Below are 16,103 nucleotides of genomic sequence, written 5' to 3'. Positions count from 1 at the left end.
TACAATTTGTTACTGAGATTTGCTCTGTATCTAAATAGCAAATCGTTGATTATTCTACATTTAAAAATGTCCTGTTCAACAGACAGAAAAGCATCATATAGTCCATAGCTCATAGTTGCGTTTTTTAGAGAACCAATTAATTAGGACTGACCCTGGATTTCTCATAAAACGGTAGGGGCGGGTTCACGAGATATTCGTGAATGATTGAAGCCTATTTGTAAACCCGCCCCTACAGCCTCTTGACTTCGGTTTTATAAATTTCGTGAGAAATTCGGGAGACCCAGTGTTACTAAATTGTCTGGCTTTTTTGTCAATAGTGAGATAGTGCGTTCCTGAGACACCCCCGTGGGCGGGTTTCCCGACTTGAGGGAGTGGCGTGTCGCCTTGCGTCGGAAAGCAACTATCGTTAGCGACGTTCGCGTAGCGTCTCCCCTTGGGAGAAGGAGCGTCACCCGTAAGGGTCAACAATCCAAAAAAACTTGATTTTGACTATGGACTATGGACTATTGACAACCCTCAGAAGGGCTAATTGGTTGAGTGCGTAAGTCCTATTAATAATTAGTTATGTCTGTGGATGGATTTTAGACATGAATCATCATTCAGCGACTAAAGGACTAGAATTTAGAGATTAAAATACTCTAGGCATTATAAATACACTTCTTGTTTATGTGCCTACTCAAGAGTCTGTCATTATCCAGCGCTAACCAAGAAATGCTGTATTTAGGTTGTGTTATTTTCATATCTGCATTAAAATATATTTTGAAAAATGAACAAACAAATCGGACATTTTACAAAAGCACAGCGTTGGCACTGGTGGCAAACTCTCTGGAAAGAAGTTTGTTACTACTTAAGGATTTTTTGGAGAGGCTCCTCCTTGGGAATCAGGACACTACTAATGCAATTAAAGTCACAAGATACTGAACAACTGGCAGAGAAGAAAAAGTTAACAAAACTCAATCCTTCACGAGTACGAGATCACCTAGCAAACGAACGCACTTATCTAGCTTGGATGCGGACTGGCATAGCTTTGTTAGGTTTTGGTGTTGTCATTGTGCGTTTAAGAGCCTTTCAAGTTCCCTTAGTCCCTCGTCCTGGTACTGGCTGGAAGTTGGGTTTAGTATTTTCCCTTGTCGGATTAATCACAGTCTGGCTGTCCACAGGACATTATTTTGCTGTACGCCGTGACATTGAAGAAGATACTTACGAACCCGCAGATCGTTGGGTAATTTTGTTTAGTCTAGCTGTGATGATTTTGGGCGCTGGGGTGATTTATTTTGTCTTTACAACCACTTTAGATCCCACCAGTCCAGTGATTCCTGAGTGAGATTGAGGGAATAGGTAATGGGTAATGGGTAATGGGTAAGAAGTCTATCGACTTGTAGAGTTTTTTGTGTAAGCACAGGCTACGCCAACAATAATCAAGTACTAGTTCTATAGCGCCAAAGATAACGAAAATGCCAAATATAAATGACCTTAAACAATAAGAAAGAAAATAATCAGAGCAATACTTAAAGCAAAAGCGAAAATCAAAGCATATTCAAATCTACGACTCAAGAAGCCGACAGCAGCAATTAGACTAATAAACAAAATAGAGATGCCGATATACTGTTCACGTTGCCAACCTTTAGAAATTAGCGGATCTTGGGGAGTTGTATCAGGGGCAGGAACTTGTTGAACTATTATCGATGTTTGTTTTAGTGAAGATTTTTCCGTGATGAAAGCCATAATTATTTGAGATAAGTTACTCACCTGCACTCTATCTTACTAGGACTTATCCCGCATTTCTCACAAAACGGTAGGGGCGGGTTCACAAATATGCTTGCATCATCCACGAATATCTCGTAAACCCGCCCCTACAACCTCTGGACTTCGGTTTGATTAATTTCGTGAGAAATTCGGGTTATGCAGTGTCACTAAATTTTCTGGCTTTTTTGTCAATAGTCAACAGTCCAAAAAAACTTGATTTTGACTATGAACCATTGACCATTGACTATTGACCATGGACTAATAAAAAAAAGCCCGCGTAAGCGGACTAGGGTAGAAGGGTCAAATGATCGAAATTGACTATGAGATTTTTAAATCCCTTCTTTATTTTTAGTAATTAAGTTTTTAAAAGCAAGTCTTGCAACAGATATTTTTAGACATAAAAGCTGGAATTATGTCTAATTAAGAGTTTTACTTATTGTCAATTATCAAAAGTAGTATTTATGAGAATTTTCAGATGAGATTTTTGTAGTAATTTAACATCAAGCTTAATTGAACGTGAGTTCGATGCAGAGGATTGTGACCTTACGGCCAGCTTAGTCTGTTGACTTTGATGGAATTTAGCAGTTTTTGGTTCATGGTATCTTTGCTCTCTGGTTTGTTATTGCGACGTAAGCTCACATCTTGCACCTAGCCCCAGCGATTAGAAATCGCGGCTATACAAACAAAGTCCGCCTACGCGGACTAACGCAACATCAAGTGTTTGAAACCCGCGCAGGCGGGTTTTGCCTGTGTAGCCGCGACTTCCAGTCGCTTGGTGCAAGATATGAGTAAGGAAGCGATCGCCAAGTTTCTGGGATTGCTTTGCTACCCTTAAGGAACGCTTACTCTTCGAGAACGGCTTCGCCGAACAACGAACGATCGCCATGACATTAACCAAACTGTATTGAGGGAGATTGAGAGGGTGGGGTCTGTTGAAATATCCTCTTAGTCAAAGATAGACATTTGCTCAGAAAAATTCTGATTTTTCTAGAAATTTCTCTTAAAAGTTAGAGAATTTGTGATTTATTTGCGAGATGATGCGCGGGGTATCAATTAACTCTAACTAAGCCAAGATTAGCTTGATGAAGCTGATTTAATTTTGTCTGGGAAAGAGATTCAGTAAACAGTTTACAGGTGATTTAAGAGAGTTTTTTTATCAAAACTATTGACTATATTCTGGTTACAAGCTAATGTATTTGAGAAATATAAATCAGTCTGCCTAATCTTTTGTCTACCCAAACATCAGGGTAACCAAGGAACGGAGGAACCAAACTTGGGGCTTATTTTGGATTATCCAAAAAGGACATCTCTCAGTTCTAGCCCGTCAGCTAACTTCGTCGGCATTGAGAGGAGATTGACCGAGCAGCATTTTTACAAACAATGTCTGTCGTCAGTGTCCTTGGCTGGTAGCTTTACGCTTCGTTTTACCTACCCTTGACCAGAGGTAAGATTTGCTATGTCTAAATTCTGGTGTTTGAGGTGGGAGTAGTTGATTTGAGGTGAAGCTCACTATGTTCCCAAGTAAAAAGTATCGCATTGCATTGATTTCTGTTGATGGCGACCCAGCTGTAGAAATCGGTCAAGAAGAAGCTGGTGGTCAGAATGTTTATGTCCGGCAAGTAGGCTATGCTTTAGCCGAGCAAGGTTGGCAAGTTGATATGTTTACTCGTCGTAGTAGTCCTGAACAAGCAGCGATCGCTCAACATAGTCCCAATTGTCGTACCATCAGATTAAAAGCAGGGCCATGTGAATTTATCGGGCGAGATCAATTATTTGGTCACTTACCAGAGTTTATGGCTGAGTTCCAAAAATTCCAGCAGCTTCATGGATACTCTTACCCGTTAATTCACACTAATTACTGGCTGTCGTCTTGGGTAGGGATGCAACTGAAAAAGCAGCAACCCATGATTCAGGTGCATACATATCACTCATTAGGAGCGATTAAATATAGCACAATTGCAGATATTCCACCCATAGCCACTCAGCGACTAGCCATAGAAAAAGCTTGTTTAGAAACGGTAGACCAAGTAGTAGCCACCAGTCCTCAAGAACAGCAACATCTGCGTACCTTGGTTTCCAGAAAAGGGCGAATTGAGATGATTCCTTGTGGTACTGATATTGATAATTTTGGCAATATTGAACGGTTACAGGCCAGGGAAAAACTAGGAATTGCCCCTGATGCCAAAATGGTATTTTATGTTGGTCGGTTTGACCGCCGTAAAGGCATTGAAACCTTAGTCAGAGCCGTGGGAGAATCTAGTTTGAGAGGTAAAGCTAACCTACAACTAGTAATTGGTGGTGGTAGCCGTCCTGGAAAAAGTGATGGTATTGAGCGCGATCGCATTGCTAATATTGTTGGGGAATTAGAACTAACAGATTGCACAAACTTTGCTGGTCGTCTAGATCATGAAATCCTGCCATTCTACTACGCTGCTGCCGATGTTTGCGTTGTCCCTAGCCACTATGAACCCTTCGGTTTAGTAGCAATCGAAGCTATGGCTAGTAAAACTCCTGTAGTAGCAAGTGCTGTAGGTGGATTACAGTTTACAGTCATACCCGAAGTCACAGGTTTACTCGCTCCTCCTCAAGATAAATTAGCCTTCGCTGCTGCTATAGACCGGATTTTAACTAACCCAGATTGGCGAGATCAATTAGGTGCAGCCGGTCGCCAGCGTGTAGAAATTGCCTTTAGTTGGTACAGTGTCGCATCTCGACTAACTCAGCTATACACGCATCTATTAGCCCAACCCACAGCAGTCACTCAGAAAAAAGCGATGATGGCTGCCTAAAAACAGAAACAGTAGAGACGTTGCATTGCAACGTCTCTACATAATTTATCTGTATCATGATTAACGTGAAATGGTATGTTCGGTAAACCAGAGTCGAAATTTGGTGCATAAAACCCAAAGTCAATCTATCTCCAGGAAAATTTGCAATCCTGGCTATTTACGGTAAGCTCTAGTATGAAAGTTATAAACCAACAATTAAAATCATAATTAGAAAACAATTAAGGAGCCACCAGGATGCAAGCAACATATGATTCCGACAAGCGCAAATTGCTATCATCTCTGTGTCATGGGGCAATTTTTTTTAGTACGACATTAATTTCAGTCGGAGTTCCCATTGTTATTAACCTCATCTCTGATGATCCAGTAGTTAAAAGTAACGCCAAAGAATCAATTAATTTTCACTTCAATGTCTGGTTTTGGGCAACTGTCATCGGCGTACCCTTGGGAATTCTGTCTTGGCTGACATTTGGCATTGGGGGAATTATCTTTTTCCCTGTAGTTGCTTTAGGCTTTGCAATACATTGGGGACTAACAATCTGGGCAATTTTACATTGTCTTAGTCAGTCTGATGTGCCTTTCCGTTATCCATTCATCTTCCGAGTTTTTTAACTACAAAGTTTGTCGAAACATAGACAATTTGTAGAGACGTAGCAATGCTACGTCTCTTGTTGATGTTAATATCCAATCAAGTGCAAGACATCACGCAGGACACTAAAGCCTGCTAAATCCCACAGCAAATAAGCGAGAAAACCAATCATTGCTAAACGACCATTCCAGATTTCTGCTTGGGGAGTCCAGCCAAACAAAAAGCTATTACGATCTATTCCGTTGTAAGCTTTAGCAACTGTAGGTAAATCAGTGGAGGAGCGAGTTTCCATTTTTGTGTACCAAGAGCGATTTGTTACTTAACTTAACCTTAGCGATTCATTGATAAATTGCTTTCCGTCCATAGGTACAAAAGGTACAAACTACACACACTTCTTGGGGACGATTGCGAGAAAAGTTTTATTTCTATCAAATATGCCTGTAGAGAGGGATAAAAAGCTTAATTGTAAATAAACGTAAATTAGCAATATTTTTTTTGTAGTTAAAGACTAATTTAAATAAGATAAATATCTCATAAAAAGCAATTAATAATAAGCAGGTATTAGCGGAAAAATAGCAACTGTTATTAACAGATAAATTGTTAAAGTTAGGGATATTTTCTAAAGCTAAATAGCTAAATTTCTATCTATCGTAGGAGATAGGCTTACCACCTGGGATGGATGCTTTGAAGTAGTAAATTCCTAGATTCTAAAAGTAAGAAGATTTGGTATTGCCATAGGCACAAAAACTAAAGTTGTTGCTGACGAAATTCTGAAGCCATCCAAATTTAAATTGCTTAGGAAAAGGAAATACAATGTTTCAAAGTACGGAAATTATGCTGGAATTCTACAAGCCCCTCTTATGGATGGCACAGATTCCAGGGGAAACTACAGGCGTGACACCAGCACAAGCATCGGTTCTGACTTCCGGGCCACGCTTTTTTGTGGCTTTACTTTCTGGTGTGATCTTGGCTTTCGCTTTTCAACTAGTATTAACTAATCTCTCTGTTGCTGCGGGGATTTCTTATCTGGGACGTGCATCAGACTCAGGTGCAGACAGCGAAGTAGGGGGAAGCTTTGGTGGCACAATTCGCAAAATCGGTACGGCAGTGGGACTGTGGACATTAATCACTGTAACGATCGCCCTACTCGTGGCCTCTTTTTTGGCGGTTAAACTCAGCTTAGTCATTTTAGATCCTAGACTGGGAGCAATTCTGGGTTTAGTGATTTGGGGTGCTTACTTTTTACTGTTGGTGTGGGTGAGTTCCACCACAGTTGGTTCCCTAATTGGTTCAGTCGTGAATACGGCTACCTCTGGCTTTCAGGCAATTATGGGAACAGCCACAGCCGCACTGGGCGCAAAAGCTGTGAATCAGCAAGTGGTAGCCACCGCAGAAGCCGCAGCCGCAGCCGTGAGACGAGAATTAGGCAGTGCGATCGACCCCATCAGTATTCGGGAAAACATAGAAGATTATATTGAAAAACTGCGTCCACCAGAATTGGATATAACGAATATTCGCAGTGAATTTGAAAGATTACTGAATGATCCCCAATTAAAAGCTGTTGCGGGTAGTCCAGACTTACGCAAGATTGATCGCCAAAAGTTTATCGATCTAGTTAGCAGTCGGACTGACTTATCGAAACGGGATGTCAAGCGGATTGCTGATACTCTGTATAACGTTTGGCAACAGGTGGTAATTCAGCATGAACCCACCCCAGACCGCTTGGGTGAATTGGTAGATTATCTCAAATCATTGCCACCAGGACAAACTCAGACCGATGAACTTAACGCCAAGCTGGAGAGATTAATTGCCGAAACCAAATCTACCAAAGAAGCAGAACAAAAACCTGGATTAATGCAGCAAGGACTCTCTGCCCTGACTGGTGTTGTGTTGGGTAGAACGGACTTATCAGAGTTAGATGTGGAAAAAATCTTACAATCATTAACCACAGCTAAAGATAAAGCCACAGCACAAGCCGATAAATTAGGCTTACCCACAGCCTCACAACCCTACAGTCCCATTCGGGCAGATGTGGAAAACTATCTGCTCAACACCTATGCTTGGCAATTGAGTGAGCAAAGAATCGCTGAAGAATTTCATCATGTGATCTACGACCAAGCAGCCGACCCTGGTACAGTCCGCCGGGAACTTGAGCGCTTGTCTCGCAACGACTTTGCCAAGATTTTACAACAACGGGGACTACTGACCCAAGACCAAATTCAGCATATTGCCGACCGATTAGAAGCGGTGCGTCAGTCGGTATTGGTGACAGTCACAGCTGAAGAAGAGAGAGAAATTACTCAAGACTTGCAACGCCGCATTGAAAGTTATCTGCTAGTCACAAGTAAGGCAGATTTGAGTTCCGAAGGTATTGAGCGAGATTTCAAACCTATACTAGAAGATGCAGACGCAGATTACGAAACTCTGTCACGACGACTAGCAATAGTCGATCGCTACCAAATGCAGCAGATATTGCTAGAACGCAATGATATGCAACCGGGAGAACCTGACAGAATTATTGATGATTTGCTCAAACAACGCGATCGCGCTTTGTTAGAATCCAAAAATCTAGCAGATCAAGCCAGATATCAAGCGGAAACTCTGTGGTTAAATGTTGAGTCATATCTGCGTAATACAGGTAAAGCCGAGTTAAACCCTGATGCGATTCGGGCTGACCTGAAAACCCTATTGGCAGACCCCCAAACGGGAATAGCAGCTATTCGGGCGCGATTGTCTCGCTTTGACCGGGATACTTTGGTACAGTTACTCAGTCAACGCCAAGATATTACAGAAGACCAAGCCCATCAAATCATCAATGCTGTAGAGGAGTCTTGGCACAGTGTCCGCCACGCCCCTCAAGCGGTAGCCGACAAAGCCAAAGCCCAATATGATTCTGTAACTACTACCATTGCCGATTACCTGCGGAAGACTGGTAAATCAGAACTCAACCCTGAAGGTATCCAACGGGATTTAAATCAACTGTTTGCCAATCCCAAAGAAGGAGCAGTGGCACTACGTCGTCGCTTGTCACAAGTAGATAGAGATACAGTAGTAAAATTACTGAGTCAACGTCAGGATTTGAGCGAACAGCAAGTCAATGAAACCATTGATGCTGTACAGAATTCCCTGCGGAATATTGTCCGTACTCCCCGTCGCCTAGCTACTCGTACCCAACAGAGAGCAGAAACATTTCAAGCTTATTTAGAGGAGTACTTGCGGCAAACAGGGAAAGAAGAATTGAATCCTGAAGGTATCAAACGCGACTTACAATTATTACTCCATGATCCACGAGTAGGAGTAGAAAGTTTTAGCGATCGCCTAGCCCATTTTGACCGTTCTACCATTATTGCCTTGTTGAAGATTCGGGAAGATATCACCGATGAAGAAGCAGCCAAAATTGCCGACAATATAGTTTCCGTCCGGGATCAATTTGTCGAACAAGTGCGGGGTATCCAACGCCGAATTCAAGACGTGATTGACGGAGTTTTTGCTCGCATCCGCAACTACCTCAACGCCTTAGAACGTCCCGAACTCAATTATGATGGGATTAAACGCGATGTCCGTACCTTGTTTGACGACCCACAAGCAGGATTCGACGCATTACGCGATCGCCTCTCTTCATTCAACCGCGACACCCTAGTCGCCCTGATCAGTTCCCGTGAAGATATCTCCGAGGAAGATGCCAACCGGGTTATTGACCAAATCGAACGCGCCCGCAACACCGTATTACAACGCGCCGAACGCTTACAACAAGAAGCCCAACGCCGCCTAGAAGAAGTCAAACACCAAGCCCAACACCAAGCCGAAGAAACCCGCAAAGCCGCCGCTACAGCCGCTTGGTGGTTATTTGCTACCGCCGTAGTTTCTGCCATCTTCTCTGCACTAGGAGGTGCGATCGCAGTTAGTCCGGTAGCTTAACAAGTTTGTCTCCGCTAAATTTTCAGCCTCCCACCAGGGAGGCTTTTTTATATCTTGCACCAGGCGACTAGAAGTCGCGGCTAGGGGAGATCCATGACAAACTACGAATTACGAATTATTTAGATAAACTGGAGAAAATCAGTCTAATTGAGCTTTTGTTGAGTTTATGTCATTAACTGCTGCGGCGATCGCTATTTTAGTCCTGACTAAAGCTTTTGAAAGAACTGGGGAAATCTTGGGCGAAAAGGTTTTAGAGAAAAGTGGTAAATTATTCTCGCTACTGAAACGCAAAGAACCTAGCACAGCCTTAGCAATCGAACAGGCGCAAACACAACCTTTAGATTACGGTGATGCTGATCTCGTGGGACAGGTAGAAGCAGCAGCAAAAAAAGACCCAGAAATTGCTCAAGCTATTGCAGCTTTGGCGGATGCTGTAAAATCTCAACCCGCGCTTATCCAGAATTTTACCAACACAGTTGATAAAAATTACGGTGGTAATGTCGGGAACGTTACTAATGACAACCGCACCCAAAACTTTAATTTCTGACTACAGTCGCCTGAATGGGAACAGGTAAAGTCAAATCCCCCTACTGCAATACCGCACAATTTACCCTGGAGTGGGGTAGAGAAATTTGTCGGACGTGAAACTGAACTGCAACAACTCCACCAACTTTTGCAGCAAAATCCTCAAGTAGCGATCGCTGCTATTGCGGGGATGGGTGGTGTCGGCAAAACAGAACTAGCACTGCAATATGCCTTGGAAAAATACGAGACTTATCAAGGGGGAATTTGCTGGTTACTGCCCAAAACCGGAGATATAGGCATTCAAATTGTCCAGTTTGCCAGAACACACCTGGATTTAAAGCCACCAGAAGATTTTGATATCATCGCCCAAGTACAATACTGCTGGCGGCGTTGGCGAGAGGGTGATGTGTTGCTAGTGCTGGATGATGTCAGCGACTACGAACAAGTCAAGCCTTACTTACAATCTCTATCTTCCCGGTTTAAAGTGTTGATGACTACGCGCCAGAACTTAGGACGCATCCCACAGTTATCATTAGATGTGCTGCAACCAGAAGCGGCGCGGGAGTTATTGCAATCAATTATTGGTAAAGAACGTATTGATAATGATGTAGAGACGTTGCACGCAACGTCTCTGTGTGCATGGTTAGGATATTTACCCTTGGGTGTGGAATTAGTCGGACGGTATCTAGCACGGAAACAGGATTTATCCTTAACAGAAATGTTGCAACGCTTGGAAAACAAGCGACTAGATGAGCGTTCCCTGTCTAAATCTAAGTCAGAAGCCGACATGACAGCACAACGAGGTGTGTCAGCCGCCTTTGAGTTGAGTTGGCAAGAATTAGAGGACAACGCTAAACAATTGGGCTGTTTATTAAGTTTATTTGCTGCCGCACCTTTATCTTGGAACTTTGTAGAACATTGTGTAACAGAAACAGATGCAGAAGATTTAGAAGAAATTAGAGACGATAGCTTACTGAATCTGCATTTACTCCAGCGTAAAGGCGAAGGAATCTATCAACTACATCCACTGTTGAGAGAGTTTTTCCAATATAAGCTTACAGGTTTAGAGCAGGCAGAGGAATTTAAGCGATCGCTCTGCCGAGTAATTGTAGAAGTGGCTCAAGATATTCCTGACTCACCCACCCTTGAGCAAATCACCGCCGTTACTCCCGCCATTCCTCATGTAGCAGAAGTAGCGAATCATCTCATTCAATACGTCAGCGATGATGATTTACTCTGGCCTTTCATCGGCAACGCTAGATTTTATTATGGTCAAGGATTGTATAACCAAGCTGAACCTTGGTATGAGCAATGTCTAGAAATCACTAAAAAACGTTTGGGCGAAGAACATCCCTCTGTCGCCACTAGCCTCAACAACCTCGCGGGACTCTACGACTCCCAAGGCAGATACAGCAAAGCCGAACCTTTGTACATCCAAGCTTTAGCACTCTGGCGCAAGCTGCTGGGAGAAGAACATCCCTCTGTCGCCACTAGCCTCAACAACCTAGCTTTACTCTACAACTCCCAAGGCAGATACAGCGAAGCCGAAGCGTTGTACATCCAAGCTTTAGCACTCTGCCGCAAACTGCTGGGAGAAGAACACCCCCATGTCGCCACTAGCCTCAACAACCTCGCGGCTCTCTACAACTCCCAAGGCAAAGACAGCGAAGCCGAACCTTTGTACATCCAAGCTTTAGCACTCCACCGCAAACTGCTGGGAGAAGAACATCCCTCTGTCGCCACTAGCCTCAACAACCTCGCGGGACTCTACGACTCCCAAGGCAGATACAGCAAAGCCGAACCTTTGTACATCCAAGCTTTAGCACTCTGGCGCAAGCTGCTGGGAGAAGAACATCCCTCTGTCGCCACTAGCCTCAACAACCTAGCTTTACTCTACAACTCCCAAGGCAGATACAGCGAAGCCGAAGCGTTGTACATCCAAGCTTTAGCACTCTGCCGCAAACTGCTGGGAGAAGAACACCCCCATGTCGCCACTAGCCTCAACAACCTCGCGGCTCTCTACAAATCCCAAGGCAGATACAGCGAAGCCGAACCTTTGTACATCCAAGCTTTAGCACTCACGCGCAAACTGCTGGGAGAGGAACATCCCTATGTCGCCACAAGCCTCAACAACCTAGCGTATCTCTACAAATCCCAAGGCAGATACAGCGAAGCCGAACCTTTGTACATCCAAGCTTTAGCACTCTGGCGCAAACTGCTGGGAGAAGAACATCCCCATGTCGCCACAAGCCTCAACAACCTCGCGTCTCTCTACAACTCCCAAGGCAAAGACAGCGAAGCCGAACCTTTGTACATCCAAGCTTTAGCACTCCACCGCAAACTGCTGGGAGAAGAACATCCCGATGTCGCCATGAGCCTCAACAACCTAGCGTTACTCTACAACTCCCAAGGCAAAGACAGCGAAGCCGAACCTTTGTACATCCAAGCTTTAGATATTTTAGAGCAACGGTTAGGGGTAGAGCATCCCAATACTGTGACTTGTCGTGCTAATTTAGCATCTTTGCGCGATTCTTTCACCTCAGAACAGTAACAACCATCTTTAAAACCCAAACTTTCATGTTCCCATCTCGAAGCTTCCTGTTCTGCACTCGAAGTTTCATGTTCCAAGCAAAAACATTCCTGTTCTGAACTCAAAGTTTCGTGTTCCAAGCAAAAACATTCCTGTTCTGCACTCAAAGTTCCGTGTTCCAAACGAAAACATTCCTGTTCTGCACTCAAAGTTTCGTGTTCTGAGGTTAAATATTGATACCGTTGGGTTACTCTCCCTTGAAGGCTTACCCTGGATTTCTCAAAAAACGGTAGGGGCGGGTTCACAAATATGCTTCAATCATTCACGAATATCTCATGAACCCGCCCCTACAGCCTCTGGGCTTCGATGTTATAAATTTAGTGAGAAATTCGGGTTACGCCTACATTCTTCAACCCAACCTACACCTGAGTTTCCCACATCCTGCGTATTCCTGTGATCATTAGACTAGAGAGTTAAAACTAATTTTGCTCTCAGGCTATAAAGTATGTGTAGATGAGATAAATAATATATTGAGAGAAAAATCTGTATGGCTAACTACCAAGAAACTCCAACTCGTGATGAACTCCTGGATGAACTGCTGGTTGAGACAAGCGGTATAAATCATGTGGAAGTGATCGAAAATGTCATCGACTCCCTAGAACAAGATGATAGTGCGATGGTAAGCCACACCCCAGAGGGCGGTTATCTGTGGAAGTTTAAGTACGGTAGTGTGGAAGTATTTGTGCAACTCACAGGGAAAACCGATGAAGATACAATTACAGTCTGGTCTGTGGTACTCAAATTACCTGCTAAAAATGAACCCAAGTTGCTACGTCATCTATTGGAATTGAACTGTTCTAGCACCTTTGAAGCTCGTTTTGGAATTATTGAAAATCAAGTAGTGGTGATTTCTACACGCACTTTAGCAGAATTATCTCCGGGGGAAGTCTCACGCCTAATTACGATTGTGGCAACGATCGCCGACAACAACGATGAAGCCTTACAATCAGAATTCGGTGCAGCATAAGTAGTTGGAATTTTTGCATGAAACAGCAGGTTTGGCGACTAATTCCTTTACTAGCAGCTGCTGGTGGTGTGCAGATGGCAATTGACCGTTGGTTGTTAGCACAACATCAATCGGGTAAACTGCCTTCAGTTTTGCGATTTTACACTTGGTCGCCACCTGCAATTTCCCTTGGTTATCATCAACATAAATATCCTCAGCATTGGCAAAATCTGACTTGGCAAGGTCAAAAATTAGATTTAGTCCGTCGTCCTACTGGTGGTAGAGCAGTTTTACATCAAGGTGATTTAACTTACGCTGTGATCACATCTGGATTATCAGGTAGTCGGATTGAGGCGTATCAAACAATTTGTCAGTTTTTGATTCAAGGATGGAGAGCGATCGGTCTGAAATTAGACTATGGTACAGCAGGACGTGGCTACATTCACAACCCCGACTGCTTTGGCACGGCTACAGGTGCAGATTTAATCTTGCCAGATGGCACAAAGTTTATCGGTAGCGCTCAATTACGGCGTGGCGGAGTCATTCTACAACATGGTTCTATGCGTTTACAGCCAGATGCAGAATTGTTTACTCAAGTATTTAGAGCCGAATCTTTGACACCTGTGCAATTACCCCCAAGTTTGAGCTGCAATGTCGAGACAATCATGACAGCGTTGACTAGTGCAGCTAGTGAGTATTTTGATACAGAAATTACACTGCAACCCCTGTCTGAATCTGAGTGGGACGAGATTCATATGTATCATGATTAACGTGAAATGGTATCAGTCTCTTTTGCATGAGTACTCCATACCCTGAGTTCGGTCAATGGTTAAAGGGAATCGAATCGGTGTCCCAAATATCTCGCTGTTCAAGCTAAATGTTTACATTGCGAGACTCAGGATTATTTAGTAAATCTAGAAACGAATTGGCAATAATAGCAGCTTGAGTGCGATCGCGTAAGTTCAGTCGCGCCAAAATATTGGTAATATGATTTCTGACAGTCCCCTCAGAAAGGTAAAGCTCCTGGGCAATTTCTCGATTACTTAAGCCAGTTGCAATCAAATACAAAACTCCTCGCTCTCTGGATGTGAGTTCTGCAAGTTCAGGTGGGGGATTTTTTGGTGTTTCTATCCCAGATATGGGTACAACACTCAGCATTTTTTCTAAAATTCCGGGACTAAAGTGAGTATAGCCTTTGTGAATAGAACGAATTGCTGCTGCTAGTTCTTGGGCTGGTGTATCTTTGAGTAAGTAGCCCTTAGCTCCAAAGCGTAATGCTTCAGAAATGTATTGCGTATCGTCGAATGTTGTCAGGATGAGAATTTTTGTGTCGGGAAACATCTGACATAGCTGCTGGGTAGTTACAACCCCATCCATGACAGGCATACGGATGTCCATTAATGTCACATCGGGTTCAGTATTTCCTCCATAGAGGCTTTCCATCAAATAAATTGCTTGTTGACCGTTTTCTGCTTCGCCTACTACTTGTAAATCTGGTTGAATCTCTAATAAGGTCTTCAAGCCACGACGGACAATTTCTTGGTCTTCGACAAGCAACACCCGAATCATAAATTACATGATTAATGAGGATAAATATTTATTTTTGTAGACCTAGATAATATCATTTACGAGAACAATCGTAAAATTACTTAAATATATTTTTATAATTTTGCCAAAGATTTAGACAAAAAAATCAAGCAGTAAATTACTTTGATTGTGGGAAGGTGGCAATAATCTTACAGCCTGTATTTAGCTCACTGATAATTTTTAAGTCACTTCCTAAAGCAGCGACCCGTTCTTGCATTCCCCTCAGCCCAAATCCCTTAGTGTTTTCGTTGACTTGAAAGCCTTTACCATTATCTTGAAGTACAAGTACTGTCTTTGAATCAGTACTCTGAATTTGAATAGTGACTGCTGTTGCCTGAGCATACTTGCAAATATTAGTCAGACCTTCTTGTAAAATTCGATAAATCGTGGTGTTGATTGTATGAGGTAAGTTGGGTGATATGTCAATGCTACATTCTGGTAAGATGCCAGTGAGTCGATGAAATTCTGCTGTCAAATTAGCGATCGCACTTTCTAATAGCTGACCTTGTAGTGCCTCAGACCTGATTAATCCTACAGATTCACGTGTGGCTTTCAACGCTGCTGACCCTAGTTGTTTTGCCTCTAGCAAACAAGCGTAAGCCTTGTCTGAATTATCCTGCCACAACGCCAAAGCCGCTTCTAGTTGAATATTTAAGGCTACTAATGAATGACCTAATGAGTCATGAATATCACGGGCTATCCGATGGCGTTCTTCTACTGTCGCCATTTCCTGAATCCGCAGATTGAGTTCCCGTTCTTGCTCTAATGCTTTGAGTAGTTCTGCTTCAGCTTGTTGTAAGCGATAATTTTGCGCTTGAAGTTGTGCTTGTAATCGGCGATTAGTTAATTGGGTTTCAATTCTGACAAACACTTCCTCTAGTTGAAAGGGCTTGCTAATATAATCTACACCTCCAACTGCAAATGCCTTGACCTTATCAAAGGCTTCATTTAAAGCACTGATAAAAATCACGGGGATTTCCTTGGTTTGCGAATTTGCTTTTAAATGCTGGCAAACTTCATAGCCATTCATGCCCGGCATAGTGATATCTAATAAAATTAAATCCGGGGGTTGAGCTTTAATACCCATCAATGCTATGACACCGTTCGTGGCACATCGCAACTCATACCCTTGTTCCGCGAGCATTTTCGACAAGAGGCGCAGGTTATCAATGGTGTCATCAACAATCAGGATATCTCCCTTGTGTGAGTGACTGCTATCCATAAATTGAGTTTAAATAAAGATTTAAAAATTAGCCTTTGTCATATCAAATATTACAAAGAATATACATAGAAAAAATCTAACATTTTCGGCATAACTTAATTGATTATGGCTGTTCATTAAGTAAATGTAGTAAGATAATTAACTTTTATTGTATCTTGATAAAGATAGACAATTTTAATTATTTTTTACCAATG

General features: G+C 42.8%; 12 protein-coding genes and 1 riboswitch. Of the genes, 8 read left to right on the top strand and 4 right to left on the bottom strand.

Going from position 1 to position 16,103, the window contains the following annotated elements:
* Positions 1-766 precede the first annotated feature (766 nt).
* A complete protein-coding gene (locus tag FD725_RS03325) occupies positions 767-1,324 on the top strand; it encodes a YidH family protein (RefSeq protein ID WP_372726705.1) in 558 nt (185 codons plus the stop codon).
* Positions 1,325-1,473: 149 nt separating this feature from the next.
* Here the strand turns inward: FD725_RS03325 and FD725_RS03320 are convergent, their stop codons facing one another.
* Positions 1,474-1,725, bottom strand: coding sequence for a hypothetical protein (locus FD725_RS03320; RefSeq protein ID WP_179046809.1), 252 nt, complete (start codon positions 1,723-1,725; stop codon positions 1,474-1,476).
* Between the two features lie 1,227 nt (positions 1,726-2,952).
* Positions 2,953-3,104: riboswitch (cyclic di-AMP (ydaO/yuaA leader) on the top strand.
* Between the two features lie 153 nt (positions 3,105-3,257).
* Here FD725_RS03320 and FD725_RS03315 point away from each other — a divergent pair.
* Together FD725_RS03315 and FD725_RS03310 are read left to right on the top strand one after the other, a co-directional pair.
* Positions 3,258-4,535, top strand: a complete 1,278-nt coding sequence (locus FD725_RS03315; RefSeq protein WP_179046808.1) for a glycosyltransferase — start codon at positions 3,258-3,260, stop codon at positions 4,533-4,535.
* Positions 4,536-4,769: 234 nt separating this feature from the next.
* Positions 4,770-5,144, top strand: a complete 375-nt coding sequence (locus FD725_RS03310) for a DUF4870 domain-containing protein (RefSeq protein ID WP_179046807.1) — start codon at positions 4,770-4,772, stop codon at positions 5,142-5,144.
* A gap of 65 nt (positions 5,145-5,209) precedes the next feature.
* On the opposite strand, the gene FD725_RS03305 is transcribed toward FD725_RS03310, so the two are convergent.
* Positions 5,210-5,413 carry a chlorophyll a/b-binding protein gene (locus FD725_RS03305; RefSeq protein WP_179046806.1) on the bottom strand — a complete coding sequence of 68 codons (204 nt, stop codon included), beginning with the start codon at positions 5,411-5,413 and terminating at the stop codon, positions 5,210-5,212.
* A 521-nt stretch (positions 5,414-5,934) separates the two neighbouring features.
* Between FD725_RS03305 and FD725_RS03300 the strand changes: the two genes are divergently transcribed.
* From FD725_RS03300 to FD725_RS03280, 5 genes are all read left to right on the top strand, one after another.
* Positions 5,935-9,039: an MFS transporter gene (locus tag FD725_RS03300; RefSeq protein ID WP_179046805.1), complete on the top strand. Its 3,105-nt coding sequence runs from the start codon at positions 5,935-5,937 to the stop codon at positions 9,037-9,039.
* Between the two features lie 166 nt (positions 9,040-9,205).
* Positions 9,206-9,586 carry a hypothetical protein gene (locus tag FD725_RS03295; protein WP_179046804.1) on the top strand — a complete coding sequence of 127 codons (381 nt, stop codon included), beginning with the start codon at positions 9,206-9,208 and terminating at the stop codon, positions 9,584-9,586.
* Between the two features lie 126 nt (positions 9,587-9,712).
* Positions 9,713-12,115, top strand: coding sequence for a tetratricopeptide repeat protein (locus FD725_RS03290; protein ID WP_372726704.1), 2,403 nt, complete (start codon positions 9,713-9,715; stop codon positions 12,113-12,115).
* A gap of 526 nt (positions 12,116-12,641) precedes the next feature.
* Positions 12,642-13,121: a YbjN domain-containing protein gene (locus tag FD725_RS03285; protein ID WP_179046803.1), complete on the top strand. Its 480-nt coding sequence runs from the start codon at positions 12,642-12,644 to the stop codon at positions 13,119-13,121.
* A gap of 17 nt (positions 13,122-13,138) precedes the next feature.
* Positions 13,139-13,870, top strand: a complete 732-nt coding sequence (locus tag FD725_RS03280; RefSeq protein ID WP_179046802.1) for a biotin/lipoate A/B protein ligase family protein — start codon at positions 13,139-13,141, stop codon at positions 13,868-13,870.
* A 103-nt stretch (positions 13,871-13,973) separates the two neighbouring features.
* On the opposite strand, the gene FD725_RS03275 is transcribed toward FD725_RS03280, so the two are convergent.
* Positions 13,974-14,669: a response regulator transcription factor gene (locus FD725_RS03275; protein ID WP_179046801.1), complete on the bottom strand. Its 696-nt coding sequence runs from the start codon at positions 14,667-14,669 to the stop codon at positions 13,974-13,976.
* A 136-nt stretch (positions 14,670-14,805) separates the two neighbouring features.
* Positions 14,806-15,909 carry a response regulator gene (locus tag FD725_RS03270; protein WP_179046800.1) on the bottom strand — a complete coding sequence of 368 codons (1,104 nt, stop codon included), beginning with the start codon at positions 15,907-15,909 and terminating at the stop codon, positions 14,806-14,808.
* Positions 15,910-16,103: the final 194 nt, after the last annotated feature.

The sequence above is a fragment of the Nostoc sp. TCL26-01 genome (assembly GCF_013393945.1).
Taxonomy (GTDB): domain Bacteria; phylum Cyanobacteriota; class Cyanobacteriia; order Cyanobacteriales; family Nostocaceae; genus Trichormus.
This window is presented reverse-complemented; position numbering and strand designations above follow the sequence as displayed.